This is a genomic window from uncultured Martelella sp. (assembly GCF_963677965.2).
GTDB classification, from domain to species: Bacteria; Pseudomonadota; Alphaproteobacteria; order Rhizobiales; family Rhizobiaceae; genus Martelella; species Martelella mangrovi.
This window is the reverse complement of record NZ_CAXXFM010000001.1, coordinates 3,134,103-3,160,457: the sequence shown is the minus strand read 5'-3', so window position 1 is coordinate 3,160,457 and position 26,355 is coordinate 3,134,103. Positions and strand designations below refer to the sequence as shown.

The following is a 26,355-nucleotide window of genomic DNA, read 5'->3' as shown; positions in this document are numbered from 1 at the left end:
TTTGCCTGAATAATGTCGAGATCATCCGATGGACCCGCTTTCCCAGATTCTCCGCCTTGCCGGAGCCGAGGCGACGCTGTCGACCGGGCTTGTGGCCAGCGGCCGCTGGTCGGTCGCGCTTCCGGCGACGCAGGCGCTGAAATGCAATGTGATCCGCGAAGGCGAATGCGTGCTGGCGGTCGGGAGCGAGCGCCGGCAATTGTCCGTGGGCGATTGCTTTCTGGTGGCGCCGGATCGGCCGTTTCTGATCGGCACGGACCTTGCCGATCCGCGCCCTGCCGCCGAGGTCTTTGCCGGAACGGGCGGCCGTCTCCATGCCAGCATTGACGGGGGAGAAGGTCCCCGGTTCCGGGCAATCGGCGGGCGGATGGAACTCGGGCCGGTGACGGGCCTGATCGCGGATGCGCTGCCGCCGCTGGTGATCCTGACTGCCGAGAAAGCCGCCAGCAAGCGCATCGGCTGGCTGATGGACAGGCTGGAGGAAGAGCAGAATTTTGCGCGCGCGGGCGCTTCGGCGATCGCCGGCGCGGCAATGCAGATGATCTTCGTCGAACTGATCCGGGCGCTTCCGGAAGAAAGACCGCGCGGCTGGCTTGCGGCCCTCGACGATCCCCGCATCGGCCCGGCGCTCCATGCGATCCATGCCGATCCGGCTCATCCCTGGCGGATCGAAACGCTTGCAGGCCTTGCGCACCTGTCGCGGTCGCAGTTTTCGGCGCGGTTCCGAACGGCGGTCGGGCAGGCGCCGATGGATTACGTCCTGCACTGGCGCATGACGCTGGCGCGCCAGGCGCTCACGCGGCCCGGCATGACGGTGGCAAGGGTCGCCGAGGAACTGGGCTATTCCTCGGAGAGCGCATTCGGCGCGGCCTTCCGGCGCGTCATGGGCACAAGCCCGCGCCGCGCCGCCCGTCCGCCGGCGTCGGTAACACAGGAGAGATCAGCCGACGCTGACATCGGCATGTAGCCCCCGGCCGAAACGCGGATCGGCATCGAGCGCGCGCTGGCCTTGCGACAGGGAAAGCGCGGCATTGCTGTCCTCGGCGAGGCCCTGGACATGGATGAAGCGCAGATTTGTGATGCCGATCGTCGCCAGCACATCGGTGAGATAGCCGGTCAGATGATCCGGTTGGGTCGCCTTGCCCGTGACCGTTCCGCCCGACGCGACAATCACCACCGTCGGGCGATCGTCCAGCAGCCCGACCTTGCGGCCGTCGCGAAAGCCGAAGCTCCGCCCCGCCCGCAGCACAAGGTCGATCCACAGTTTGAGCACGGCCGGAACCGTATAGTTGTGCATCGGCGTCGAGATGATCAGTGCATCGGTCTCTTCAAGCTCACGGATCAACCGTTCGGACTGGAAAAATGCCGGACTGTCATGCGTGACCCGGCTGATGATCGCCCGGGCGTACTCCGGTGTGACACGGCCGAAGTCTGCGGGCGCAAGATCCCGCTCGATGACATCGATGCCGGGATGGGCCGCCTGCAGGTTTGAAATCGCCTGCAGGGCGAGCTGATAGCCGCGGGCATTTTCGCCGAAGGGGCTGGCATTCAGAAGAAGGACGGATTTCATGAGGATATCTCCAGACATGCGGGATCGTTCGCCCGAAAGAGCGCCCGGTCCCGCGCTTCGCATTGGTTTTGCTAGTGCGTCACAACCCTCGACAGCTTGTCGGGATTGCGGGTGACGTAGAGCGCGGTGATGCGCCCGTCGGTGATCTCGATCGCCGTCGTCTGCAGGTTGCCGTCAAGGCGGCTGACGAAACCCGGCAGGCCGTCGATCATGGTCGCCTCCAGAAACCTCATCTGGTCGCCGAACTTGCGCTGCAGGCCGAGTAGCAGCCGGATGAGATTGTCGGCGCCCCTGATGATATTGGGATAGGCGTGAACCTTGCCGCCGCCATCGGAATGCAGCGTCGCGCCCTCGGCCAGCATCGCTCCAAGCGCGGAGGCGTCGCCCGACTTGCAGGCTTCGAAGAAGGCGCGCGCCAGCTCGGCGCCGGCATCGCGCGGGATCTCGTAGCGCGGCCGGTCGACCTGCACATGGGCGCGCGCCCGGCTTGCAAGCTGGCGGGTCGCGGCCGGAGAGCGATCGATGGTCGCCGCCACCTCGTCCAGCGGCTGACCGAAGACATCGTGCAGCAGGAAGGCCGCCCGCTCCAGGGGTGACAGCCGTTCCAGCGCCATCATCAGCGAGAGCGTGAGATTGTCGGGACGAAGCGCATCGTCTTCAGCCTCGATCAGCGGTTCCGGCAACCATGTGCCGGGATAGGTCTCGCGCCGGGAACGGGCCGATTTCATCTGGTCCAGGCAAAGCCGCGACACCGTGCGGGTGAGCCAGGCGGCGGGATTGTCGATGCCTTCCGCCCTGTGCCAGCGCAGGAAGGCTTCCTGCACCATGTCCTCGGCCTCGGCATTGCTGCCGAGCATGCGGTAGGCGAGGCGCAGCAGCCGGGGCCGCTGCGCTTCAAAGATTTCGGCGGCCTCAGGCTGCATTGGCCTGCGCCTCTGGAAGCCTGGTGCCATGCGGCACCCTCAGCCCGGCCTGAACCCGGTTCCACAGGTTGATGGCGCCGATCGACAGCGTCAGCCAGGCTCGCTCGTCAACATCAAAGGCCGCCTCGACCTTCGCCCAGTCCGCATCCGGCGCACCGGTTTCGGGAAGCTTCGTCAGCGCTTCGGTCCAGGCAAGCGCCGCACGCTCGCGTTCGGAATAAAGCGGGCTTTCGCGCCAGGCCGGCAGCATGTGCAGGCGAAGCGGCGTCTCGCCGTCCGTCAGGGCCTCGGCCACATGCATCTGAATGCAGAAGGCGCAGCCATTGATCTGGCTTGCCCGCAACTTGACGAGGTGGATGAGAAGCGGCTCCAGCGTGCTGCCCTTGATAGCGGCTTCGGCTGCAAACAGCGGCTCGAAGCCGCCCTTGGCGCGTTTCATATGGTCGGTCATACGGGATGTCATGGCAAACTCCATTGTTATCTGACACCGCGTTGACGAGCTGGTCCAGCAGGATGTGACATCCGTTACGGAATTAATCCGGAAATTTCTGCGAAAGCTGCGGCTCGGCGCGCGGCCCCGCCCCAGATTATCGGGCTTCTAATCCGCGTCGCCCGATAATCTGGATTCCTCATGGTCGAACGAGGCGGCGGCGCCGAACCAGGCTTCAAGCGCCTCGGCATCGGTGATGTCGAGCACGGCTGTCGTAACATTGACGCCCATATCCTGTTTTGCGGCTTCGAGCTTTTTCGCCGAGCGCGAGGCGATGACGACTTCGGCGCCGGCAGCAGCCGCAGCACGGGCCGTGGCAAGACCGATGCCGGAACTGCCACCGATGACGAGTACGCGGGCATTTTCAAGAGATGTCATGATCTGTCCTTTCGGGTGTGGACGACCGGCCATGCCCTGTCAGACATGGCCGGTACCGTTTCACATGCGGTGCTGAAGTTTCAGCAGGGCGACCGGCTCTGCCAGCAGTTCATCGAAGCAGGCGGCGAGCGAGACAAACGGGGCGGCGGTCTCATGCCGGCCGAGCGCGGCTTCATCGCGCCAGACTTCCAGCATGACGGCGCGATCCGCATCTGCGCGGTCAACGGTCAGCTCATAGCGGATGCAGCCATCTTCCCTGCGGACCGCCGGAATGATCGCCTCAAGCGCCTCCAGCAGTGCCGCGCCCTTGCCCGGCCTGGCCTTCAGCACTACCACGACATGCACTTCGGCCTTTGAACCTGTGGTCATCATTGTGCTCCCGCTCAAAAGTCCTGCAGCACGATCTTGCCGCGTGCCTTGCCGCTTTCGATGATCGCATGGGCCTTCTTCAGATTGGCGGCGCTGATCGGCGACAGGATGTCGGTGACCGTGGTGCGGATCCGGCCGCTGTCGATCAGTTCGGCAACATGATCGAGCAGCTTCTGCTGGGCGTCCATATCGGCGGTCTCGAACATCGAGCGGGTAAACATGAATTCCCAGTGCGTGGAAACGGCCTTGCGCTTGAACGCCATGACATCGAGCCCATCGGGATCGTCGATCAGACCGAAACGGCCCTGCGGCGCGATCGCCTCGACGATCTCCTTCAAGTGACGGTGGGTTTCCGTGGTCGAAAAGACAAAGGCGGGCCCGCCGATGCCCAGTGCTGCGACCTGTTCGGCGATCGGCTTTGAGTGATCGACGACATGGTGGGCGCCGAGTTCCTTGACCCAGGATACGGTTTCCGGCCGCGATGCGGTGGCAATGACCGTCAGGTCGGTCAGCGCCCTGGCAAGCTGAATGGCAATCGAGCCAACGCCGCCGGCGCCACCGACAATCAGGATCGCATTGGCCGCGCCGGGAACCGGGCGGGCGATGTCGAGCCGGTCGAACAGCATTTCATATGCGGTGATCGCCGTCAGCGGCAGGGCCGCGGCCTCGGCATTGGTCAGGCTTGTCGGCTTGTGTCCGACAATGCGCTCGTCAACCAGATGGAACTGACTGTTGGCGCCGGGACGGATCAGCGAACCGGCATAATAGACAGCGTCACCGACCTTGAAACTCTTCACATCTGGACCGGTTTCGACCACACGGCCGACGGCATCCCAGCCGAGCACCTTGTATTCGCCTTCCGGCGGCGTGGCGCCAGCGCGGATCTTGGTATCGACCGGGTTCACCGAAATGGCCGCAACCTCGACCAGAAGATCGCGCCCGGTCGCTTTCGGGCGGGGCAGTTCAATGTCAATGAGTGCATCGTCACGATCGATCGCACCGGGCTTTTTGTATCCAATGGCTTTCATGGCCTGTCTCCTTGCTGTTGACGAAAAACTTGCGGTGCTTCCAAGATGCTACTAACTTCTTATCGAGCCAATACGCACAACGAACGCATATAGTATCGTTTGAGAACGGCGGTGCAAAAGTCGGCCACGGAAGCGGCGGAATAGACCGTCCGCGGGCGGAGTAAAATCCGTCCACCTATCTTCCTTCTGCAATGAGCGCAGGAGGGACAGAGGATTTATACCGTGGATCTTTATCTGAAGGTTCGTCTGGCCGTCTCGGAAGGGATGAGCCGACGTGAGGCAGCCAAACACTTCAACATCTCGCGCGACAGCGTAGCGAAGATGCTGTCGTATTCGACACCTCCTGGCTATCGGCGACAATCACCAGTCCGGCGGCCGAAGCTGGACGCGTTTGTTTCGACGATCGACCACTGGTTGGATGAAGACGCGAAGGTACCGCGCAAACAGCGCCATACGGCCAGGCGTGTGTTTGACCGGCTTCGTGATGAGTGCGGGTTCACTGGCGGCTATACGATTATCAAGGACTATATCCGGGAGCGGGAACAACGCCGTCAGGAAGTGTTCGTGCCGCTTTCTCATCCGCCCGGCCATGCGCAGGCCGATTTCGGCGAGGCGACGGTGGTGATCGGGGGTGTCGAGCAGAAAGCCCGTTTCTTCGTGCTCGATCTTCCGCATAGTGACAGCTGCTACGTGCGGGCTTATCCGGCGGCGGTAGCCGAGGCCTGGGTCGATGGCCACGTCCATGCGTTTGCGTTTTTCGGGGCCGTGCCGCAATCGATCGTCTATGACAATGACCGCTGCCTTGTGGCGAGGATCCTGCCTGATGGCACGCGCAAGCGGGCGACGCTGTTCAGCGGGTTCCTGTCCCACTACCTGATCCGGGATCGCTATGGCCGCCCCGGTAAGGGCAATGACAAGGGCAATGTCGAGGGCCTCGTGGGCTATGCCCGGCGTAACTTCATGGTCCCCATCCCGCAGTTTGCGACCTGGGATACGTTCAATGCCTTTCTGGAAGAACAGTGCCGCAAGCGCCAGCGCGACAGGTTGCGCGGTGAGAGCGAGACGATCGGTGAACGGCTGCAGCGCGATCTGGCTGCCATGCAGTCCTTGCCGGTGTCGCCCTTTGACGCCTGCGATCAGGCCAGCGCCAGGGTCACGGCACAGTCTCTCGTTCGCTACAAGACGAACGATTATTCCGTACCCGTCGCCTATGGCCATCAGGACGTTTGGGTCCGAGGCTATGTCGACAAGGTGGTGATCGGTTGCCGCGGCGAGGTCATCGCTCGCCATCCCAGGAGCTTTGATCGGGAAGATGTCATCTTCGACCCGGTGCATTACCTGCCGCTGATCGAGCGGAAGATCAATGCGCTGGATCAGGCAGCCCCTTTGCAGGGCTGGGATCTGCCGGAGGAGTTCGCCACACTGTGCCGCCTGATGGAAGGCCGCCAAATTGACAAGATGGCAAAACATGGCAGGCGGGAATACGTGCAGGTTCTTCGTCTGCTGGAAAGCTTCGATATGGCCGACCTGCATGCGGCGGTGAAGCAGGCCATTCATCTCGGCGCGATCGGCTTCGATGCCATCAAACATCTGATTCTTTGCCAGGTGGAGCGCCGGCCGCCTCGACTGGATCTGTCGATCTATCCCTACCTGCCGAGAGCAACCGTCGAGACGACATCGGCGAAGGCGTATATGGGCCTCCTGTCATCGGGGAAGGGAGAAGCGGCATGAGCGCCGAAGCACCCGAGATCCTGCTTGCCCATTACCTCAAGAGCCTGAAGCTGCCGACCTTCCAGCGGGAGTATCAGAAACTGGCCCGGCTTTGCGCCACCGAAGGCGTCGATCATATCGGGTACCTCACCCGGCTTGCCGAGCGGGAGATGATCGAACGGGATCGTCGCAAGGTCGAGCGTCGTATCAAGGCAGCCAGATTCCCGGTCGTCAAAAGCCTCGACAGTTTCGATTTTGCCGCCATCCCGAAGCTCAACAAGATGCAGGTCTTGGAGCTGGCCCGCTGCGAATGGATCGAGCGTCGCGAGAACGTCATCGCTCTCGGCCCCAGCGGAACCGGCAAGACCCACATAGCGCTCGCCCTTGGCCTTTCCGCCTGCCAGAAGGGCCTGTCCGTTGGTTTCACCACAGCAGCTGCCATGGTCAGTGAGATGATGGAGGCCCGTGACGAGCGGCGTCTCTTGCGTTTCCAGAAGCAGATGGCAGCCTACAAACTGCTGATCATTGACGAACTCGGCTTCGTGCCGCTCTCCAGGACCGGCGCGGAACTGCTGTTCGAGTTGATCTCGCAACGCTATGAGCGGGGTGCCACCCTGATCACCAGTAATCTGCCCTTTGACGAATGGACCGAAATTCTGGGATCCGAGCGTCTGACCGGCGCTCTGCTCGATCGCGTCACGCACCATGTCAACATTCTCGAAATGAACGGCGACAGTTACCGTCTCGCCCAAAGCCGCGCCCGAAAGGCCGGCTGAAACCCTTCAGAAAATCGCAACGCAGGCATGAGACCCCCGCTCGGGCTACGCCCTCCCGCGGCCCTCATGCCTGCGTCCAAAGTGGCCGACTTTTGCTCCGCCCCGTGGCCGGTTTTTACACCGCCGTTGACACCTCTTCCAAAGCGGCTTGCCGCAAAGGTCCTTCGGTATGTGCCATCGCGAAACGATGCCTTATCTCCGGCGCATCTACCAGTGATGGCTCGAAAACTGTCCAGAGCCTCTTCGGGTCAATGTCCAGCCGCGCGGCCGTTCGCAGGGCGTCATCGAGCGCGAGTATGACTGCCGCCCGCCAACGCTCTAGCTCGGGCGCGTCCTCCAGAAGGCGCGCGATCTGATGAACGGCATTGTGTTCGCCGCCTATCGCTTGATGAGGGTCTATCTTGAGGATTGCACGCCTACGCCGGTTCTCGGCAGGACGATCTTTTTGACGATGCCAGGCATGAACGGTTTTCTTCAGCATAAACGCGCTGAGGTGAATGCGCCCCTCGATCGGCGTCCCGCTCGCAACCAACGCGGTGTCTATGTCAGAAGTCTTCCAGCCTTTGCCATCCTCTCCGCCGTCTCGAAGCTTGGCCACCCCGAAACCAGCGAAAAGCGGTACGCCGCTTCGCAACACCCTCTGTGCTGCGCTCTCACTCCAAAAACAAGCTTCCCCGATGCTTCCGACAATCGCAGGCAGAATGCGCCGCTTGTCTGCTTCCTTCGCAAGCCATCGCAATCGCGCTGGGTCGTTAAGCAGCAAGACGCGAGCGACAAATCCTATGCCATAACCATACGATGCTCCGAGTGGCTCCGGATGCCGAATCCATTGGTCCGCAAAGGTGATTTGCTTCCAATCCATAATTGACAGAATTTCTGTCTCGTAGATGGATGAAAGTGATCGTGAAGCAGTCTTCTTGGGTCGTGCCAGATCGAGCGCCTGACGAAGGATACGGAGCCGGACCGTTTCCGGATACGTGTGCCGAAACAGCCTGCCCAGGATGCTCTCGATCGCATCTTCTGGTGCACGGGCACGTGCAATCATCTCGCCTATGCCGACAAGAACGGCGCCATCCTTCGGCAACCTACCCGATCGTGCCCGCTGCCTGAGCAGGTGCGCTAGAAGCGGTCCGTCGCACTTCCACGGCCCGCCAGATCGGCCTTTTCGAAGCAGCCCTATGAAATGCGCGCGCTGCAGCAGGGTGACGTCGCACTCGTTCTCTCGTCCCATCAGCCAAGCAGCAGCGGCGAGCACACCGGGCGCGAGCTTCGGGTCGACTCTATCAACCGTCATAGGGAAGGCCATTGGAAGGTCGTTGTAGGCTGGGCCGAGCCGGAAATGTCCTGCCCATTGGCCAGCGCGTCGACGTAGCGTGCGGCCTCTCGCGCCGCGGCCCCCACCAGCCGCGACATGCAGAACGGCCAACTGCCCGCCATGCGGTTCAGGCTGTTGGAAAGGAGATAGACCTCGCGCTCCCCCTCGTGTGGGGTGAGCAGAAGATAGCGATCATGGAATGCCTGTCGCGGCCCATCGACGAGATTGAGGACCCTCAGCCGACGGGCGACATTTGGGATGCCATCGCTTCGGAGATCACGCAGCACCGTTTCCAGTTCATCGAGTAGGTCAAGCTTCTGGTCGTTCGTTTCGGGATCGGTCTCTCTCAGGCTCGTGACTACGGTCAGATCGACGTCGAGACTCTCGAGCCGCGAGATGACGCGCTTTAGGGTGTCGATCCCAAAGTAAGGATCAACGATTGTGCCGGCGCTGACGCGCGCCCCATCTAGTAAGCTGTTGAAGTGGGCGATGACGCCGACTTCGTCCGCGATGCCTCGCTGAAACCAGCGGTCGCTGCCTGACGGGGGCACTAGCCGATGCATGAGCGCCCGCATGGTGGTTCTGTGGATCTCGAAGGCCGCATCCTCTTGTACGCCGATCAGCGACCGGCTTGTGGATCGCGTCCGAACTTTCGATGCGCGATCTTGCAGTTCCGTCCCTAGCCCTTGCGCCGAGCGAGCCAACGGATCGTTGATGGTCAGGGTTGGGCCCATCGCGGACATGTTGAGACCGACGCGGAGGAGGAGCGAATGTTCCTCGAACTGGATCAGAAGGCCTGACGGATCAAAAACGGACATCCTGTAATGGTCGAACGGGACAGCGGTCACAGTCCTCGATGCTGCAGGCCGCAAGGCGATCAGCCTTGAGAAGACTGGTTCTCCGCCAAGCTGCAGCTCGACATGGACTGAGCAGGCGTCTGCGATCGTCCCATTCGCAGACAGGGTGAACTCCTCCGGGCAGGAGAGCTTCTGCATTGGGTCGGCCCGTTCCACGCCGAACTCGACCGCCGGGTCACCATCATCGGCGTCCGGCGCGTCATAAATATCAAACGCGCCGAGACGATCGGAGGCGACGCGGAAATCGACGCCGATCGAATCTTTCAGGAATTTCAGAACTTGATGCCATCCGTTGTCTGAGAGCGTGGCCTGCTCTGCGCTCACATATGTTCCCGTCGGCCGGGCGCGGCGTCCGAAGCCGTCGATGAGCCGATGACGGGAACCGCTCAGCGCGATGCTCGGGCCTCCATGCCGGGTAAGGTCCAAAATCGACTGCGCACGAACCGCCTCTGCGATCAGCTTGGCCTCGTCATCGTCGAGGAGAGCCTGCAGTATTTCGGCTTCGGTCCCATTGAAGCTCGCAAGCTTGCGCTGCTCGCTTTCCGGGATGGAGGCTTCAGGTCCGGCGCCGTGAACGAGACATCCGTAGAGCAGCTTTTCGTTACAAAATGCCAACCAAAGCCAATGCCGTCTGCCAATTTCTTGCATTCCGCACCCGAAGCAATCTGCAATCTAAGAACGTAATGATCGTACCACACATCTTATTATGTATGAAGCTGAGGCTAGTGAACTCCAAGCGGTGGAAGTCAGCTTCAGGGGCATCTTATATTAGGGTCACAAGGACTGGAGGGGAGTTGCAGGCCGGAGGGCAGCTATCCTCCAATCCAGCCCGAAAGCGGCCGGTCTGCAATCGGCCCCGTTTCTGCCGGTCTGGAAGCGCGGCCACTTTCCGAAATCTTGACGCTTTCGCTGTCGATCACACTCGGCGATGGTGAGCAGACAGACCGGTAATAATCCCAGAGCAGCCTTGGACAGGCACTTGTTACGATGAGCCGTTTTCAGCCTTTAGCGCGCCGAATCCAGCATCTGCGCCTGTCGGAAGGACAGCATGCTGAATGTCACTACGCCGAAGATCTGCTCACCAGACTTCATGCCGGAACGACGCTTTTGGCCGATCGTGGCTATGACACCGACGCCATCCGCGCCACGGCAAAACAGGCGAAGGCATTGGCCAACATCCCGGCGAAACGAAACCGGAAGAAGACATTCGCCTTCAGCTCGTTCCTCTATCGCTATCGAAATCTCGTCGAGCGGTTCTTCAACCGCATCAAAGAAGCGCGGGGAATTGCAACGCGTTACGACAAACGAGCCGACAATTATCTTGCAGCAATCAAGCTATTCTCAGTGCGACTATGGCTTAGTCGTAACGAATCTACGGCCTAGGCCTCGTTCGTGATGCCGCGCCGCTTTTGCGGAAGCGCAATTCCGCTGCAGCGGATGTTGCCGGGCCTGCCATCTCACTGTGTTGGCAGGCCCCTGGTCTTACTGGCGCACGGCCTCGACATCCTCCGCGCTCACGGCCGGCGCGGAATTACCCCAAGCGCTGCGCAGGAAGGTCGCGAGCGTGGCGATATCGGCATCCGACAGCCGGTTGCCGAAGGCCGGCATGGCCAGCCGTTCCGGACGCTCGGCCGTCGAAGGCATCGCGGCGCCGTGGAGAATGACCTCAGTCAGGCCCTTCGTCGTCGGTGCCGTGACCAGCGAGTTTCCTTTCATCGCCGGGAACACGCCGGGCGCGCCGCGGCCATCCGGCATGTGACAGGCATTGCAGTTGTTGAGATAGAGAATTTCTCCATCCGTGAGGTCTGCCGCTGCCTTGAGCTTGGCCGTCGTCGGATCGTCGGCGGCATCGAGCCGGTCCGCCGTCCGCTCGTCGGGGACGGGCTGCGGATCGGGGTTGGCGTCCGAGATCGCCCGGAGATAGCCGACCATCGCATCGGCATCCTCGTCCTTCATGTATTGAAGGGATTCGCCGACCACGAGCTGCATCTCGCCGACAACTGCGGAATGGGCGTTGCGGCCGGTGGTGAGATAGTCCTTGATGTCCGCGTCGGTCCAGGTCTGCAGGGCGGATGCCGCCGTGCGCAGGTCGGGTGCCGTCCAGCCGCCGATCTCGCCGCCGGTCAGGAAGGCCGGATTGTCGGCATTGATGCCGTCCTGCGCCATGATCATGTTGCGCGGGCTGTGGCAGGCCGCGCAATGGCCGAGCGCCTGAACCAGATAGGCACCGCGATCAAGCTGGTCGCTTTCGCTCGCCGCCGCATCCGGCCGGAAGCCGGGCTTGCCGAGCGCGGTCCAGTTCCACAGACGAATGCCCCAGCGCTGGTTGAACGGGAAATCGAGCTCGGTTTCCTTGACCGGATTGTCGACCGCCGCGACGTCGTTGTGGACATAGTCCCAGATCGCCCGAATATCCTCCTCCTTCATATGCCGGTAGTTCTCGTAGGGCATGGCCGGATAGAGGTGCACGCCGCCGGGCGCGATGCCATCGATGAGGGCGGCGTGAAACTGATCATAGGTCCAGCCGCCGATGCCGGTTTCCGCGTCGGGGGTAATGTTGCTCGACCAGATCGTGCCCATCGGGCTTTCGATCGGTCGGCCTCCGGCAAAGGGCTCGCCACCCTCGGCGGTGTGACAGGCCTGACAGTCGGCCATCTGGGTGACGTACTGGCCCTCGCCGGGCGCCGGCTTCCAGTCGGCCGCCAGCTTCTCATCGGGCTTGGTGAGGGACGGCGGTACGAAAATGATCGCCGCGAGCGTCACGACGCCGATGACGATGAGCGCGAGGATGATGCGAAGAAAGGTTTTCATGATCCGCTCCTCACATCAATGGCCGGGGGGTGGGCAGGTAATCCTTGCGCAACGCCTCCAGCGCCCAGTAGGCAAGGCCACCGACCGCGCCCGTCGGGTTATACTGGATGTTCTGCGGGAAGGCGGAAGCGCCCATGACCCAGACGTTGTGACAGTCCCAGCTCTGGAGATAGCGGTTGATCGCCGAGGTCTTCGGGTCCGTGCCCATGATCGCGCCGCCGACATTGTGGGTCGACTGGTAGGGGCGCACATCATACTGCGCGCCATCGCCTTTGTAGCCCGAGGCCATGGCATCCGGGTTCATGCTTTCGGCAATTTCCTCGATCCTGGCCTTCATGAACTGGGTCATCTTGATGTCGTTGTCCTTCCAGTTGAAGGTCATGCGCATCAGCGGACGGCCGTGGCGATCCGTGTAGGTCGGATCGAGATCGAGGCAGGTGTCGCGATAGGCCATGTTTGAGCCATGAGAGCCGATTGAAAGACTGTGACCGTACCATGCGCCGACGGCGTCCTTCCAGCCCGCGCCCCAGGCCGGCGTGCCAGGCGGCAGCGCCATCTGCTGGATCGGACGGCCGCCTGAGTGGCCGCAGGTGATATAGCTGCCGCCAATGAAGCCTTCCTTGCCGAAATCGATCTGCGACATCGAGAAATCGTCGATCGACATGCCGCCCGCGCCGGTGCCCACGAACGGGTTGAACACCTTGTCCCTGAACCAGAGGCTTGTGCCGCCGGTCATCTGGTAGGAATAGTTGCGCCCGACCACGCCTTCGCCCGTATCCGGATTGTAGGGTTCGCCAATCTCGGAGAGCAGCAGAAGATGGACATTGTGCAGCGAATAGGCGCAGACCAGCACGAGATCGGCCGGCTGGAACACTTCCTCGCCGGTCTTCTCGTCGAAATAGGTGACGCCCGTGGCGGTCTTGCCGTCTGCGGCCTTTTCGATCTTCAGCACCTCCGAGCGGGTCCTGTAGCTGAAATTCGGCTTGCGTTTCAGCGCGTCGAGAATGCAGACCTGCGGCGATGACTTGGAATAATTGTTGCAGCCGAAACGCTCGCAGTAGCCGCAGTAATTGCACGGCCCAAGCTGCATGCCGTAGTCATTGGTATACTGGATCGAGGCATTGGCCGCGGGACGCGGGAACGGATGGTAGCCCATATTGCGGGCGGCCTCGGCGAACAGCTCCGAATCCCAGGTGTTCTTCAAGGGCGGCATCGGATATTCGGCCGAGCGCGGCGCTTCAAACGGGTTGCCGCCCTCCTGGATCTCGCCATTGATATTGCCCGCCTTGCCGGCAATGCCGGCGACGCTTTCGAACTTGGTCATGTGCGGCTCCAGCTCCTCCGCCGTCACACCCCAGTCCTGAAGCTGCATGTCTTCCGGAATGATATCGGCGCCGAAGGTCTCCTCGACATAGGAGCGCAGGCGATACTCGACTTCCTGCGGACGCCAGTTCTGGCCGTTCCAGTGAACGCCCGCGCCGCCGACGCCATCGCCCGGCAGGAACGAGCCGAGATGACGGTAGGGAAGCGCGGTCTCTTCCGTGTTGTGGCGCACGGTCAGCGTGGAGTTGACCGGCTTCTGCATCAGGTCGTAGCGGACGGCGTATTTCAACTCGTCGAAAATGTTGGGATACTGGAAATCGGGCACCGTGCTGCGGTCGTCGCCGCGTTCGAGCGCCAGGATTTCGAGCCCCTCATTGGCCAGCTCCATGCCCATGATCGCCCCGGTCCAACCGAGGCCGATGATGACGACGTCTTTTTTGGGATCTGTTCTCGTTGCCATGATCTACGCCCTCTCCCCACTGATCGACACGGGGCCGAGCGGATATTGCGCGTTCTCGCGGCCCGGCCAGGAGGTGAAGGCGCCGCGCGCGCCGGGAAAGCCGATATAGACCCAGGCCTGCATGTCGTGATTGCCGCCATAACCGGGATCGGCGAAATAGCCCTCCTTGGTGTTGGCGAGAAGGAACTGGAAGAAATCGCGCAGTTCCGGCGAAAGCGGCACTTCGCCCTTTTGCAGCGATGTCAGCGCTGCATCCTGTGTTGCCGCTTCGAGATTTTCGAAACTGCCGCCATGGGTCTGATTGCACCAATTCTGGAAGACCGGAATTGCCTGGCGATATATCTCCGCCGGCGTCAGCGGGCTCTGGAAACCGAGCGTGGGTTTGGCGGCGGGATCGAACGGTCCCTGCATGTACCATGTCGCCGCCTTACCGAAATCGCCTGCGAGCTGCCGGTCGATGAAGACCGGCACCCGACAGTCGATCGCGCCGGGCCCGTTGCCAGCGGAAGGAATGAGGCGGTCGCAGGCCGCCATGACGAAGGCCCACTCCGCCTCATTGAAATAGACCCGCTCATACTGGTCCAGCGGCGGCGGCGCTTCCTTTTCCGGCGCCTGAGCGTTTGCCGTACCGGCAAGCGAAGCAATTGCCACCCCGGCGGCCGTTCCCTTGAGGAACCCGCGCCGAGACGGACGTCCTGGCATGTCACGCATGATTATTCCTTTCGCCGGCGAAGGCCGGTCTTCTCTCCCCGCCTGCGAATGGTTCGGATTTCTTCCGGAACGGAGGCGGCTCCGCAGCTTCCGGAGCGTTTCCGGAAGACTATCGACCAGTCGCGCACGACAGGCCGATACCCTCGATGGCGAGCATTGTGACTCATGTCATTCCGCGAGAAAAGGCGATTATTTTCGGCAACCCAGGGAACAAAAGGAACAGAAGCATACTGGGTCGATAAAGTGGGTTTCCCGATATGTGTAGGGTATGGTTCACGGTCATCATGTAGCGGGGACAATTCTGACACGAGGCGAGCAGTCAGAAACGGAGTGCCCGCGCCCCGCATGTTGGCTGCCTCTGGCGCGACATGCTTGAGCAATACGGCAAATGGAAATCGGTTGTGCCCATTTCAGCAAGTTGCTACACTTCAGAAATGCCCGCTGAGGCCTCGCTATCACTTAAACCGGACATACCGCTTACGGCCCCGTTTCTGCCGGTCAGGAAGGCGCCTCCATGTCTGTCTTTCGGCCGCTCCGGATCAACGCCGCAGAACTGCCGTTGGTTACCGGGCCTGTGAACGCAATCTAGCTCACTAATCTGACGGTCGATGCTGTGTCTTTGGCGAGCAGCAGGATACAGGCAAGCCGTATCAGTCAGAGGAACTTTCCAATGCACTACTCGTTGAGCGACTGACCAACCCAAAGGAGATCAAAATGGCCATGAGCTCACTCAAAGACATTTATCTTGACCAACTGCAGGACATCTGGAGCGCAAACACCCAGTGCCTGCCCGTCGTGACCGAGCTAGGCCGCGCCGCCCAGGACGAAATTTTGTCGGAAGCTTTGATAGCCGGCGCCAACGGTATTGCCGACGGGATCGCTCAGATTGAAAAGCTGTGCAGCGATCACGGCATTAAGCCGAACGCGGAGCATTGCAAGGGTATGGCAGGCCTTGTGAAAGAAGCGCGCGCCCATGGCTTGTCCGATGAGATCACAGATGCTGACGTGCGCGACGCCGCGATTATCCCGCAATACCAGCGTATGGTACATTACGCGCTTGCGGGCTACGGAACGCTGACCGCCTTCGCAAATCGGCTCGGTTTGGACGGTGACGCAGCGATTTTGGAGAAATGTCTCGATCAGACTTACGACGGCGACCGCCGCATGACGGAGATCGCCACGAAGGGCGGAGTCAACAGCGACGCCGCTTCCTGAATTTTATCGGCAATCGGAAAATGGGGCGTACGAGAGATCGCGCGCCTCATCATAGTTTCGTCGTGTGGGCTTCCGTGAGACTGCAATTGGCTGTGGCAGCGCTGCGCAACGCAGGTGCTCCTCGTTATATGGATGAGGTTTCATATGTAACTGTAGTTATTACATATTTAATAATAAAGAACTAATTACAGAATTTTATTTATAAATTTATACTTTATAAGTCAGACCACATTAAGGGGGAGATGGATGCCGTACTTTCATGTCAACCGAAATGCACAGGCTAACGGGGACCACGAAGTCCATGAGAATGGATGCGCCCATCAGCCGAATTTCGACAATAGATTGAGCTTAGGTTCGCACGCCACGTGCAAAGGTGCAGTGCAGCAAGCCAAACGGACATATCCTCAGTCAAATGGTTGTTATTACTGCTGTAACGATTGTCACACCGGATAAGTAAAACGCTCGATCCACAAGATGGAGCGATGACGGTCAGTCTACAGTCGACCCACAGTCCAAGTTATTCTGCTTTTCGTGAAAAATTCAGAAGGACGCTCGTGTATAAGGGGCAGGCAATGAGACCGCCAAAGAAAATCAGACCTCCTCGTCCCCCGCCCCCCCGGATCGGCTGCAAAACCTTAAGACCCTAAGGCCGCTTGGGAAGAGCAAATGGGTTCGTGCACATTGGCGGTGGGATTATGATCGCCATGCTTGGGAATGGGTTTTAGGACACTGGTCCAAATAGAACCGTTTCGCTCGACGAGTCGATCTGTCGCCCCCATTACGCTGGCCTGTTCAACTAAACTGTTTGGATCACGGCCGTATGGAATGACAGTTTTCCGTCCACGTGTCCTAGGCCGTAAACCCATAAACGGGTTCACTTCGCCGGAGTGATTTGATTCAATGGTCTCTGGAAAGGAGACCATTAATGCGCCGACGTTTTGACCTGACGGATTTCGAGTGGGCGGTGATCGAGCCGCTTCTGCCCAACAACAGCCGCGGCGTGCCGCGGGTTGATGATCGCCGTGTGATCAACGGCATACTCTGGCGCTTTCGCACCGGCAGTCCATGGGCCGATGTTCCGGAACGCTATGGTCCTCACACCACCTGTTATAATCGCTTTGTCCGCTGGCGGCGGGCTGGTGTCTGGGATCGCCTTCTCAAGGCGATTTCTTCCGCCTTCGACGGCGATATTCAGATGATCGACTCGTCGTGTGTTCGCGTACATCAGCATGGCGCCACAGGTAAAAAGGGGGCGCCAATCGAAGCATGGGACGTTCCAGAGGCGGCCTGACAACGAAGATCCACGCTCTCGTTGATGCCGACGGGCTGCCGATTGATCTTCGCCTCTCGGAAGGTCAGCATGCTGATTGTCGCTACGCCGAAGATCTGCTCTCCAGACTTCATGCCGGAACGACGCTTTTGGCCGATCGCGGCTATGACACCGACGCCATCCGCGCCACGGCAATTCAGGCGAAGGCATTTGCCAACATCCCGGCGAAACGAAACCGGAGAAAGACCTTCGCCTTCAGCTCGTTCCTCTATCGCTATCGAAATCTCGTCGAGCGGTTCTTCAATCGCATCAAGGAAGCGCGTGGAATTGCAACGCGTTACGATAAACGCGCCGACAACTATCTCGCGGCAATCAAGCTCTTCTCAGTGCGATTATGGCTAAAGCGTTACGAGTCATCGGGTAATTTGTGGCTGCCTCCCTCGGACCTGAAAGATGGGTCACTCTTCTGGCTATCGAAAGCTGAAGGAAGGACGCAGCCATGACGTATTATGCCGGACTGGACCTGTCGATGGAAACCACGCAGGTCTGCATTGTGGACGAAACTGGTAAGAAGGTCGCCTCGATGAAGGTCGAGAGCAGTCCCGATATGATCGCAAATGCATTACGCGGCGTCGGCGGCGTCGAACGAGCTGTCATAGAAACCGGACGGATGTCGCCGGCGATATGCCATGGTTTGCGTGCTCTGGATATTCCGATTGTCTGCATCGATGCCCGGCAGGCACATCAAAGCCTAAAAGTATTGAAGGCCAACAAAACCGATCCGCATGACGCAGCCGGCCTGGCCCAACTGGCCAGAACCGGGTTCTATAAGGAGGTGCACGTCAAATCTCCCGCGGCGCACGGCGTGCGAAGCATCATTACGACACGCAGCCACCTGGTCGAATCTCGAGTTCGCCTCGACAACATGATCCGTGGTCTGTGCGCGACCTTCGGCTTCAAGCCTGGGCCTGGCCAAGGCAAGGCGTTTATCGACCGGGTGATGGAGGCAGCTAAAACACCCGGTTTGGCTCAGAGCATCACCGCACTACTCGCAGTGAGAACAGGCCTGACGGCGCAGATTAAGGAGATGGACCGTGTTTTACGTGAGCTCGCGCATCGATCCCAATCCTGCCGGCAACTCATGACCATCCCCGGTGTTGGTGTGCAAACGTCTGCCGCTTTTGTCGCTGCCGTTGATGAAGTCGGCCGCTTCCGACAATCACGCACCGCCGGTGCCTACTTCGGCCTCGTCCCAAGACGCCATCAATCTGGAGAAATTGATTGGACGGGGCGGATCACCAAACAAGGGGACAGCATGGTTCGAAAACTTCTCTACGAAGCGGCCAACTCGATCCTCACACGCAGTCGCGGGAGCTTTGCGCTCAAGGGTTGGGCAATGAAGATCGCCAAGAGGCGTGGACTGCGGAAGGCACGAGTAGCGCTGGCGCGTCGTCTTGCCGTCATCATGCATGCCATGCTGCGCGATGGCACTTTGTTCGAAACATAAGATGAGGTAAAATCTGTTTGCCAGCGGTGAAGCCGGATAGCTGATCCGAGGGCGGTGTCCCGAGAGGGAACGCAGGGACGAACGATCTGCGAAGGTTACCGGATGAGCCAAAGAGCCCGCTTCGAGTCAATGCAACGTTCAACCTTGTGAAACCCGATACAGCACGATCGCTGCTTGCAGCTATCAGTGCGGACAGATCCTTGAAACCCTCAAGGGACAACACCGCCAAGCTCTGCAAATTACAGATCTACGGCCTAGAAGCCGTCAGACCGCTTACGGCCCCTTTGCCGTCGTACGCCATCAATGCAGCATCGGTCGGTTTTCCAGCCTATCCGCTCGCTCAAGCATTCGGATGACTGACCTGAGGCTCTGCGCCGGTTTTCTGCCGGCAAACCTCTCGATGACTTCGGTGATGATCTCGATCGAATTCTCCGACAGTCCACGACGCTGCCCTTCCTGTCTGGCGAAGGCGATGAGAGCCGGCGTGCTGAGCTCAGTCAGGTTGATGGTGACAAGCCGGCTTAACAGCGGTTCCGACACCCCGTTGAGGCTGTTAGCCGTCAGGATCCAGCCAACCCAGCGCATGTCGAAGCGGAGTTGATAGTGGGGACACTCCCATCGTCGCGATGTTTCTGGTTCCAGCAAGGGCAGCAGACTGTCAGCAAGGCTGTGCCGCTCTCCTCTGCTGGAAATCACCGAGGTTGCCTTCTCAATCTCATCAAGGACCACGATTGGGTTGGCGACCAAGTGCGTTATTATTGTCGCAACCGGTTTGCCGGCATGAGCGGAACTCCATCCACGTTGCACGCCGCCGACTGAAAACGAGGACTGCTCCACGGTGGCATCGATCGTGCGCAGCGGCACATCGAGCGCGGCACTGGTCCGGCGCGCCCAGGTGCTCTTGCCGATCCCAGGTGGACCGACCAGCAACAGCGGGGGAAGCAGGAAACCAGGATCACCCCGGCGGACCTGAGTTCGCATTGCGTGCCAGACGTGCTCTGTAGCAGGGGCCATCCACGGCATTTCCGTATGAAGTGCGGATGCTATCTCGTCGGCCTGTGTTTCGGTTTCGATGCGGCGCAACTCAACACCGCCCGCAAGCATCTCGATCTGGCGACGGTCATCGGCTTTGAGATGTGAAAATCCGGAAGCGCGGTGGCGGTTCTGTTCAAGTCGGTTGACCCGGCGCCTGATGCGCGCGTGATCCTCACGGGTGACTGTATCAGCGGCTCTCTGCCAGTCCTCCTTTTCCCGCTCTTCCGGCGAGAGCTTTGCCTCCCGCAGCTTTCGAAGGTGCTCTTCGAAACGGCGCGTGACCTCGATGGTATTGAGGGGCTCGAAGAACCGGGCTTCGACAAAGGGTAGTCTTCCCGCCTTAAGCCGATTGCTGTCACCCATTCATCGACCAACCGTGCATATTGCCGGGTGCTCAAGTGACCGGCAGGATCGACCCGACTGGGGAAAGCGTAGTCGTCAACAGTTCCACCTCTTCGCTCCAACCAGGCGAGCAAGCTCGCTCTCACGTCCGCTGTGATCTCAAACTGAACCGGTCGGCCGGTTTTCTGCTGAACCACCATGGAGCGGGTCCGGATCGACGGCCCCGAAACCAGCGTACCGATCTTGATCTTGACGAGATCACAGCCCCGAAGCTTGCTGTCTATGGCGAGATCAAACAGGGCGCGATCACGCATTCGCCCTTCGCGATCGAGAAAGAAGCGGATCGCCCAGATCTGGCGCTGCTTCAGGGGTTTCTTAACACCGACCATTCGTCCGGCGTTCCATGCAGGCCTGCCGCAAGCGGCAGGATCGTAGTTTGCGATACCCATGTCGATACTCCTTCGACCACCATTGGCCGTCAGGAGGATAGGCGAACATGGCAAAGCCAACGGCCCCGAATGCGGAATGGCCGCTTATGATCGCCTTTTTTGAAAGGCGATCTCTGGGGGCTTGCTCAGCGCCACCCTGTTTCCGCCCGCAAAGGCTAAGGTGGGCCTGCCCTGCGATGCCATTGTGAAGTAGACTGGCCATATGGTTTGCGTGCTTGGAGTGGGAGTGAGGTGAATATGGTATTTCGGATAAAGCGGATTGAGTGCTCAGCACTGCTGGCGAGCATGATTGCCGTCCTGCTTTATGCTGGCGTGACGCTCGCACAGACGCCTGGCGACGGGCTCGTTGAACATGACACTCCTGCCGTTACTGCGGATGCCTTACCGTCCGTAGGAGAAGAGGAGGCTGAAACGGAGGAGGCGAAAGAGGCGCGGCCGCTCAGTCTTCTTGATCGGACAGAGCAGCAGATTGTCGGCGGTGTCCTGCCGGAAAGTACACTGAAAACGCTACGTGCCTCTCTGGCGCGCCAGCGTGCCGCAGCCTTTGAGGTGATCGAGAGCGGCAGCGTGATTGTCCGTTCACTTGAGGCGGAGCTTTCAGCCCTGGGGCCTGTCCCAGATGATGGCTCGGCCGAACCTGCCGCTATCGCGGAAGAGCGGGCACAATTGCGCGAAGCGCTGGCCGTTGCCAGAACGCCGATCATCGACGCGCGACAGAACTTCGAGCGTAGCGAGGTGCTGATCCATGAGGTCGACCGGATATTGCGGGAACGGGGTTTCAACTCGCTGCTCCAGCGCCTGCCAACACCGCTCAACCCCTTGAACTGGAACACGAGCGTCAACGAATTGACGACGTTGGTTATCGCGCAGTCGACGGCACTCAGCGAAGCCCTTGGCGACCGCGAGGAGCGGGTCCCCTTGCCGATTTTGATCGGATTGTTCCTGCTCGGACTGGTCGTCACCTATCTCGTTCACCCCTATGCGGTGAGAAAGGCAACGCAGTTTCTGGAACGTGGTCACACGGGCGTGCTGAAAGCCGGCACGTTGACGACAATTCATATTATCCGGTTCGTTCTACCAGTTGTTGGCGGGCTCATCATTGCAAGCCCATTTGCCATTATCGGGGTGGAAATTTCGTCACCGACCACAACCCAGATCGCCGTGGCGGTTCCTGTTGCCATCGCCTTTTCCTTCTGGATCGGTCATGTCGCCTTTTCGCCGAACTATCCGCAGGCCGCGATTGTCAGGCGACGCGATGAACTTGCGCGCCGAGGCCTCTGGGTGACGCATTCGCTTGGCTGGGCAATCGCTCTGGTCAGCACCATCAACCTGCTGCAACTCACCGGCATATTATCGCCCACACTGGAGAGCATTCTTCTGTCGCTTGCCGTTGTCTGGGCGGCAGCCTGCTTTTTCGGTCTTGCTCAGATCATCGGCACCACCAACGCCGAAGAGGCGACCACGGCAGAGATGCCGACCTATCAGCGGGCTGCACAGGCCGGCGCCTTTGCTATCCGTCTCATTGCCGTCATCGCCGCAATTTCGGTCGCCATCGGCTATGCCGGCATTGCCAAACATGCGGTCTCATCCCTGGCACTGACACTGGCTTTGCTGGTGGTCCTGGTTGCAATTCACCGGTTGGGTATGGGTATTCCAGCCCGCGTGCTGAAGCGCGATCTTTCAGCTTCGGAAAAAGGAATGACCGCCCTCATTCCTGTTGTGCTTGCCTGTATCCTCGGAGTTATCGCGATACCGCTTCTGGCGATGACCTGGGGCGTGCGCCAGACTGATATCGGTGAGTTCTGGATGCTTGTCCTGACCGGGTTCGACGTCGGCGGCATCAGGCTTTCGCTGATGTCGCTCATCATGCTGATCGGCGTTTTCGCCATCGGTGTCTTTGTCACGCACTGGGTGCAGATTGCGGTGCAGACAAGCGTGATGCCGCGCACGAATGCAGATGCCGGTGTGCGGGCGGCGGTTGTTACATTCGTCGGATATCTGGGTGTCTTTCTCTCGGCGCTGTTTGCCGCGGGCGCTGCCGGCTTCAACCTTTCCAATCTCGCCATTGTCGCCGGTGCGCTATCGGTCGGCATCGGCTTCGGTCTGCAGGCGATTGTCGCCAATTTCCTGTCGGGAATCATCCTTCTGATCGAAAGGCCGATCAAGGAGGGCGATTGGGTGGAAGTCAGCGGCTATTCGGGGCTGGTCCAGAAGATTTCCGTTCGTTCGACCCGCCTGCAGACCTTTGACCGCCATGACGTCATCATTCCCAATTCCGACCTTATCGCCGGAACGGTGAAGAACATGACGCTCGGCACCAGGCTCGGCCGGGTCATCGTCCCGGTCTCGGTGGCATACGGAACGGATACGCAGAAGGTCAAGGCGCTGCTTCTGGAGATGGCGGCGGACCATCCGCTTGTGCTGAGTTATCCCGAGCCGGTGGTTCTGTTCCGCTCCCTTGGCGAGAGCAGCCTCGATTTCGACATGCGCTTCTTCATCAATGATGTCTTTGACACGCTTGGCGTTCAGTCAGACATGCTTTTCACCATCACCGAGCGTTTCACGCAGGAAGGCATCAGCATTCCGTTCCCGCAGCGTGATGTCCACATCACAATGGATGAGGCGCTGCGCGATCAGCTACGCGGAGACAAGGAATAGATCAATCCGCCCCGCGCTTGATCGTCAGCTGAAAGTCGGCTGAGCCCGTCTCCTTGGCCTGACCCAGCAGGAATACACGGATTTCATAGCGACCGTCCTGATCGAGCGTCCCTTTGTAGCCCTCCTCGCCGCCCCAGGTGCTGAAGATCGCCTCGGGGTTGCCATAGTGGAGCAGGTTGAAGTTGGCAGAAGGTGTCGAAGCCTCGAAGGCGATGTCGATCGTATCACCGTCAGCCGCGTCGAAGACATAGGATAGCACCTGGCTTTTGACGACGCGGTCCTCGATCACCGCCGTTCCATCGGCGCTGAAGGCGACAGGCTGAGGATCAAGGCCCAGTTGCTCGGGCGTCACAATACTGGCCTGGTCGTCCATCCCGTCACCGCCATCTTCCTGCTCGGTGTCAGTGTTCGCACCGACCCAGCTGGCAATGTGATAGTTTTTCACCTTTGTTGCTTCGCCGCAGCTATTGTCGAAGCGGCGCGTCGGATCGTTGAAGAAGGCAACGGCCATGTCGCCAACGCATTTCTGGAAGATGAGCGCGCCGTGGCCCGCTTCGTGAATCAGGAATGACTGGGCATTCGCCAGCGGTTCCACCGCATCCGCGGCCCAGCTTTGCGCCGTCTGCACATCCCAGGTGCTGCCGAAGGAAAGCGTGGGCACCTCGCTTGTGACCGGCTGGTGAAATCCGCTCTCCGGCAGTTGCTCGAAGAGATCGCAATTAGCATAGAGGCCGGCAGCAGTCGAAACGGCAAGCCAGGTCAGTTCGGGATAGGCAAGATTGTCGATGACCTCCTGATAGCCGGCCGGGGAGTTATAGGGCATATCCTCCTGACAGGCGTAAATCAGAAGGTCGACACCGGTGATGAACTCGCCGGTATATTTGAAACTATCGTTGGAGATTGCAGCAAAGGTTGCCTCGACTTCGCTCTCAGACATGGCGGAAATCAATGCCTCCAGCCGTTCCAGTGTAGCGCCCTCGAAATAGCTTTCCACGAACGCACGCAGCAATTGCTTGTCTGGCGCCTCGGTTTGCAGGTTTACATAATCCGTCACCATGGCGGAGATCAGCGCTCTGTCGCCCTTCACCATCGGGATTGTAGCCTTGGTCAACTCCTCATCGAAAAGGGCGGCCAACGGACCGTTTATGGTTTCATCATGCACGGAGTCCTTCAGGTCGTGAATGATGTCGCGGAGCGAGCGGAGCGCGCGTTGCTGGATCACAATGTCCGAAACCGCGCTTTCGGCAAGTGCCTGCTGGCTGTCCGACAGCTTTTCGGCAGTTGCGGAGACATGGGCCTCACCTGGAACCGGCAGGACAAAGCCGCTCTTGAACAGAAACTCGACGGTTGGCGTCGGGCCACCGGTATTCAGTTCATAAAAGTAGGCCGGAAGATAGGGCGTGATGCTGGGCGTGCGATATGACTGGTTTCGGGTGACGAGAGGCATCATGATCTGGTCGACGTCGAGCCTGGTGTCATCGATGATGAGCTCGCCCGCCGCTGCCTTTCCAAGAACCTCGCCGATAACGCGATCAAGTTCAGGATAAGCCGCGTTGCAGTCCTCGTTCTCCGCACAGTCATTCGCCAGGCTGACCAGAGCCTCGTCGATTGGCGTCGCGATTGTATCGTAAAGCTTGACGACCGGTGACGCGACACCATCGATGACGGCGGCACGCAGGCCTTCCGGTGCGGACCGCATCACTTCAAGCGTCAGCTTGGTGCCATAGGAGATGCCGTAAAGATTATAGCTGTCATAGCCCAGCGTGTTCAAGATGGCCGGGACATCCCGGGCATTCTGAACCGTATTGTATTTTGCAATATCGACCTCGGCCGCTTCCAGCTCGGAAAGACAGGCGGCCAATTGTTCATCCACTTCGCCGTCGGCAGCAGACATGATGTCCGGATCCTCTTCAGCATCCGGAGCAAGGGCAATATCGAGGAAGTTCTCGTTGATGGCATTGAAGCAGGTGACCGACTGGCTCGACAGGCCTGCCGCCCGCTGGTCCCACATGATGACGTCGCGGGTCTGGCGGAAGGGGTCGAACACCTGCGCCACGCCCTCGAGCGATTGCAGAGTGCCGGCTCCCGGTCCGCCATGAAGATAGACGACCGGATCGGGTTCGGGAACGCTGGAATGCGATTTCAGGACCGTAAAGAACAGATCGATGTGCTTGCCGTCTGGCGCATCATGATCTTCCGGAACGGAAACCAGCCCACAAACAATTGTTTTTCCCTCTATTTCCTCCATACCAATCGGGCGAGGGCAAGCCTTGATCTGCACCGGAACCAGAGGATCGACACCGCCGCTCGCGACTGCGGGAAAAGCATCATCTATCGCGCTCGGCGCAGAAAGAGCCGCGAGCAAAGCCGCCATTTGTGTGAAATCCAGCATTGACCCCTCCAGGCTGCAGTAAGTAGCTTTTATTCTTGGTCAATCGGCAAATCTGCAGCTTGCCTGATTGAGGCTTTTGTAAACTTATCATCGGTTCGGTGTTTTCCTCTCAAGCTGAGAGTTTCACCTGATCTTGCCTCAGAATCGCACCGTTCCGCTGCCGATTTCCAAGCCGCCATAGGTGGCGCTTTTCGGTGCGCCGTCACCATCGTAAAGCAAGGTCGCATTGCCGCCCTGACCGCCTGTGCAGGACAGAGCACGAAGCTCGCTGCCGTTTGATTCTGCATCGGTGTAGATGGCAGAGCAGAATGCGCCGTCCGCGGTTATGGCAAGGGTGTAGCTTCCATCCGCACGTTCCCTGATGAACCCGCTGGCCGTGCCGCCACTACTGTTGGGGCCAACCCCGCTTGAACTATGCTCCGAGCAGGCGGTCGCGAACAGAAATAGCGGTATCGTAAGTGCAGATCTTTTCACAACGACACACCCCATCGGACTAGCTTTGATTTTCGGACCTGAAAAATAAGCGCTGTCAGATCAGAAAGAGAAGTAAGTTTCGCATGATATCCCGGTTCCACCAAACAAAACATTGGTGAATTCATACTGGTCGATATGCCAGAAATGCTTCTCCCGATGCATATGTCGTATTCCAAGGCCCCGGGCACCACCTCTTTCGGCCGAACTATTGGATCCTCTTTCTGTAGGTGGTGAGCGTAACACTCGCGGATCGACGGAAGGCTAGAAGCGACCGACACTTTTGGAGAACTGC

Annotated in this window: 20 protein-coding genes and 3 pseudogenes; 8 read left to right on the top strand and 15 right to left on the bottom strand. The window is 59.8% G+C overall.

The window, feature by feature from the left end; translation table 11 throughout:
* Positions 1–28 precede the first annotated feature (28 nt).
* The gene (locus tag ACHZCU_RS14715) at positions 29–967 is read left to right on the top strand and encodes an AraC family transcriptional regulator (RefSeq protein ID WP_319519355.1); all 939 of its coding nucleotides are present in this window, start codon (positions 29–31) and stop codon (positions 965–967) included.
* Here ACHZCU_RS14715 and ACHZCU_RS14710 read toward each other — a convergent pair.
* From ACHZCU_RS14710 to ACHZCU_RS14685, 6 genes are all read right to left on the bottom strand, one after another.
* On the bottom strand, positions 941–1,570 hold the full coding sequence (locus ACHZCU_RS14710; protein WP_319519354.1) for an NAD(P)H-dependent oxidoreductase: 630 nt from the start codon (positions 1,568–1,570) through the stop codon (positions 941–943). The genes ACHZCU_RS14715 and ACHZCU_RS14710 overlap by 27 nt on opposite strands.
* 71 nt (positions 1,571–1,641) lie before the next feature.
* Positions 1,642–2,493: a sigma-70 family RNA polymerase sigma factor gene (locus ACHZCU_RS14705; RefSeq protein WP_319519353.1), complete on the bottom strand. Its 852-nt coding sequence runs from the start codon at positions 2,491–2,493 to the stop codon at positions 1,642–1,644.
* Positions 2,483–2,956, bottom strand: coding sequence for a carboxymuconolactone decarboxylase family protein (locus ACHZCU_RS14700; RefSeq protein ID WP_319519352.1), 474 nt, complete (start codon positions 2,954–2,956; stop codon positions 2,483–2,485). Before ACHZCU_RS14700 ends, ACHZCU_RS14705 begins: the two co-directional genes overlap by 11 nt.
* A 135-nt stretch (positions 2,957–3,091) precedes the next feature.
* Positions 3,092–3,361: an SDR family NAD(P)-dependent oxidoreductase gene (locus ACHZCU_RS14695; RefSeq protein WP_319519351.1), complete on the bottom strand. Its 270-nt coding sequence runs from the start codon at positions 3,359–3,361 to the stop codon at positions 3,092–3,094.
* 60 nt (positions 3,362–3,421) lie between these two features.
* Positions 3,422–3,730: a putative quinol monooxygenase gene (locus ACHZCU_RS14690; protein ID WP_319519350.1), complete on the bottom strand. Its 309-nt coding sequence runs from the start codon at positions 3,728–3,730 to the stop codon at positions 3,422–3,424.
* Positions 3,731–3,744: 14 nt separating this feature from the next.
* Positions 3,745–4,758 (bottom strand): zinc-binding alcohol dehydrogenase family protein, encoded by a 1,014-nt coding sequence (locus ACHZCU_RS14685; protein WP_045680785.1) that lies wholly within the window; start codon positions 4,756–4,758, stop codon positions 3,745–3,747.
* A gap of 222 nt (positions 4,759–4,980) precedes the next feature.
* Here ACHZCU_RS14685 and istA point away from each other — a divergent pair, with 222 nt between their 5' ends.
* Positions 4,981–6,489, top strand: coding sequence for an IS21 family transposase (gene istA / locus ACHZCU_RS14680; RefSeq protein ID WP_319517803.1), 1,509 nt, complete (start codon positions 4,981–4,983; stop codon positions 6,487–6,489).
* The gene (gene istB, locus ACHZCU_RS14675) at positions 6,486–7,244 is read left to right on the top strand and encodes an IS21-like element helper ATPase IstB (RefSeq protein WP_319517804.1); all 759 of its coding nucleotides are present in this window, start codon (positions 6,486–6,488) and stop codon (positions 7,242–7,244) included. Before istA ends, istB begins: the two co-directional genes overlap by 4 nt.
* A 115-nt stretch (positions 7,245–7,359) precedes the next feature.
* Here istB and ACHZCU_RS14670 read toward each other — a convergent pair whose 3' ends face one another.
* Positions 7,360–8,538, bottom strand: coding sequence for a hypothetical protein (locus tag ACHZCU_RS14670; RefSeq protein ID WP_319519349.1), 1,179 nt, complete (start codon positions 8,536–8,538; stop codon positions 7,360–7,362).
* Positions 8,535–10,064: a VPA1262 family N-terminal domain-containing protein gene (locus ACHZCU_RS14665; RefSeq protein ID WP_106308849.1), complete on the bottom strand. Its 1,530-nt coding sequence runs from the start codon at positions 10,062–10,064 to the stop codon at positions 8,535–8,537. The genes ACHZCU_RS14670 and ACHZCU_RS14665 overlap by 4 nt, the downstream gene beginning before the upstream one ends.
* Before the next feature lie 378 nt (positions 10,065–10,442).
* Here ACHZCU_RS14665 and ACHZCU_RS14660 point away from each other — a divergent pair.
* A pseudogene (locus ACHZCU_RS14660) lies at positions 10,443–10,799 on the top strand (transposase); the annotation flags it as partial.
* Between the two features lie 99 nt (positions 10,800–10,898).
* On the opposite strand, the gene ACHZCU_RS14655 reads toward ACHZCU_RS14660, so the two are convergent.
* Genes ACHZCU_RS14655 through ACHZCU_RS14645 form a run of 3 tightly spaced genes read right to left on the bottom strand, consistent with a single transcriptional unit; the run spans position 10,899 to position 14,721 of the window.
* Entirely contained in the window at positions 10,899–12,227 is a 1,329-nt protein-coding gene (locus ACHZCU_RS14655) for a cytochrome c (protein ID WP_319519348.1), read from the bottom strand.
* 10 nt (positions 12,228–12,237) lie between these two features.
* Positions 12,238–14,010, bottom strand: coding sequence for a GMC family oxidoreductase (locus ACHZCU_RS14650; protein WP_319519347.1), 1,773 nt, complete (start codon positions 14,008–14,010; stop codon positions 12,238–12,240).
* 3 nt (positions 14,011–14,013) lie between these two features.
* Entirely contained in the window at positions 14,014–14,721 is a 708-nt protein-coding gene (locus tag ACHZCU_RS14645; protein ID WP_319519346.1) for a gluconate 2-dehydrogenase subunit 3 family protein, read from the bottom strand.
* A gap of 714 nt (positions 14,722–15,435) precedes the next feature.
* Between ACHZCU_RS14645 and ACHZCU_RS14640 the strand changes: the two genes are divergently transcribed.
* The 3 genes and pseudogenes from ACHZCU_RS14640 (at position 15,436) to ACHZCU_RS14630 (ending at position 18,713) form a co-directional block, all read left to right on the top strand.
* The gene (locus tag ACHZCU_RS14640; protein ID WP_394706069.1) at positions 15,436–15,936 is read left to right on the top strand and encodes a DUF892 family protein; all 501 of its coding nucleotides are present in this window, start codon (positions 15,436–15,438) and stop codon (positions 15,934–15,936) included.
* A 925-nt stretch (positions 15,937–16,861) separates the two neighbouring features.
* Positions 16,862–17,607, top strand: a pseudogene (locus tag ACHZCU_RS14635) (IS5 family transposase); the annotation flags it as partial.
* 98 nt (positions 17,608–17,705) lie between these two features.
* Positions 17,706–18,713, top strand: coding sequence for an IS110 family transposase (locus ACHZCU_RS14630; RefSeq protein WP_319519344.1), 1,008 nt, complete (start codon positions 17,706–17,708; stop codon positions 18,711–18,713).
* A gap of 300 nt (positions 18,714–19,013) precedes the next feature.
* Here the strand turns inward: ACHZCU_RS14630 and ACHZCU_RS14625 are convergent, their stop codons facing one another.
* Positions 19,014–19,694: an AAA family ATPase gene (locus tag ACHZCU_RS14625; protein WP_319519803.1), complete on the bottom strand. Its 681-nt coding sequence runs from the start codon at positions 19,692–19,694 to the stop codon at positions 19,014–19,016.
* A gap of 380 nt (positions 19,695–20,074) precedes the next feature.
* A pseudogene (locus ACHZCU_RS14620) lies at positions 20,075–20,539 on the bottom strand (tyrosine-type recombinase/integrase); the annotation flags it as partial.
* A 237-nt stretch (positions 20,540–20,776) separates the two neighbouring features.
* Between ACHZCU_RS14620 and ACHZCU_RS14615 the strand changes: the two are divergent.
* Positions 20,777–23,197, top strand: coding sequence for a DUF3772 domain-containing protein (locus tag ACHZCU_RS14615; protein ID WP_319519343.1), 2,421 nt, complete (start codon positions 20,777–20,779; stop codon positions 23,195–23,197).
* 1 nt (position 23,198) lies between these two features.
* On the opposite strand, the gene ACHZCU_RS14610 is transcribed toward ACHZCU_RS14615, so the two are convergent.
* Entirely contained in the window at positions 23,199–25,589 is a 2,391-nt protein-coding gene (locus ACHZCU_RS14610; RefSeq protein WP_319519342.1) for an alpha/beta fold hydrolase, read from the bottom strand.
* Between the two features lie 138 nt (positions 25,590–25,727).
* Positions 25,728–26,063: a hypothetical protein gene (locus ACHZCU_RS14605; RefSeq protein WP_319519341.1), complete on the bottom strand. Its 336-nt coding sequence runs from the start codon at positions 26,061–26,063 to the stop codon at positions 25,728–25,730.
* Positions 26,064–26,355: the final 292 nt, after the last annotated feature.

What these genes read in the sequence shown, in the direction of transcription:
- ACHZCU_RS14715 (WP_319519355.1), top strand. Translation starts at nt 29, where the DNA reads ATGGACCCGCTTTCCCAGATTCTCCGCCTTGCCGGAGCCGAGGCGACG.
- ACHZCU_RS14710 (WP_319519354.1), bottom strand. Translation starts at nt 1,570, where the DNA reads ATGAAATCCGTCCTTCTTCTGAATGCCAGCCCCTTCGGCGAAAATGCC.
- ACHZCU_RS14705 (WP_319519353.1), bottom strand. Translation starts at nt 2,493, where the DNA reads ATGCAGCCTGAGGCCGCCGAAATCTTTGAAGCGCAGCGGCCCCGGCTG.
- ACHZCU_RS14700 (WP_319519352.1), bottom strand. Translation starts at nt 2,956, where the DNA reads ATGACATCCCGTATGACCGACCATATGAAACGCGCCAAGGGCGGCTTC.
- ACHZCU_RS14695 (WP_319519351.1), bottom strand. Translation starts at nt 3,361, where the DNA reads ATGACATCTCTTGAAAATGCCCGCGTACTCGTCATCGGTGGCAGTTCC.
- ACHZCU_RS14690 (WP_319519350.1), bottom strand. Translation starts at nt 3,730, where the DNA reads ATGACCACAGGTTCAAAGGCCGAAGTGCATGTCGTGGTAGTGCTGAAG.
- ACHZCU_RS14685 (WP_045680785.1), bottom strand. Translation starts at nt 4,758, where the DNA reads ATGAAAGCCATTGGATACAAAAAGCCCGGTGCGATCGATCGTGACGAT.
- istB (WP_319517804.1), top strand. Translation starts at nt 6,486, where the DNA reads ATGAGCGCCGAAGCACCCGAGATCCTGCTTGCCCATTACCTCAAGAGC.
- ACHZCU_RS14670 (WP_319519349.1), bottom strand. Translation starts at nt 8,538, where the DNA reads ATGACGGTTGATAGAGTCGACCCGAAGCTCGCGCCCGGTGTGCTCGCC.
- ACHZCU_RS14665 (WP_106308849.1), bottom strand. Translation starts at nt 10,064, where the DNA reads ATGCAAGAAATTGGCAGACGGCATTGGCTTTGGTTGGCATTTTGTAAC.
- ACHZCU_RS14655 (WP_319519348.1), bottom strand. Translation starts at nt 12,227, where the DNA reads ATGAAAACCTTTCTTCGCATCATCCTCGCGCTCATCGTCATCGGCGTC.
- ACHZCU_RS14650 (WP_319519347.1), bottom strand. Translation starts at nt 14,010, where the DNA reads ATGGCAACGAGAACAGATCCCAAAAAAGACGTCGTCATCATCGGCCTC.
- ACHZCU_RS14645 (WP_319519346.1), bottom strand. Translation starts at nt 14,721, where the DNA reads ATGCGTGACATGCCAGGACGTCCGTCTCGGCGCGGGTTCCTCAAGGGA.
- ACHZCU_RS14640 (WP_394706069.1), top strand. Translation starts at nt 15,436, where the DNA reads ATGGCCATGAGCTCACTCAAAGACATTTATCTTGACCAACTGCAGGAC.
- ACHZCU_RS14630 (WP_319519344.1), top strand. Translation starts at nt 17,706, where the DNA reads ATGACGTATTATGCCGGACTGGACCTGTCGATGGAAACCACGCAGGTC.
- ACHZCU_RS14625 (WP_319519803.1), bottom strand. Translation starts at nt 19,694, where the DNA reads ATGCGAACTCAGGTCCGCCGGGGTGATCCTGGTTTCCTGCTTCCCCCG.
- ACHZCU_RS14615 (WP_319519343.1), top strand. Translation starts at nt 20,777, where the DNA reads ATGGTATTTCGGATAAAGCGGATTGAGTGCTCAGCACTGCTGGCGAGC.
- ACHZCU_RS14610 (WP_319519342.1), bottom strand. Translation starts at nt 25,589, where the DNA reads ATGCTGGATTTCACACAAATGGCGGCTTTGCTCGCGGCTCTTTCTGCG.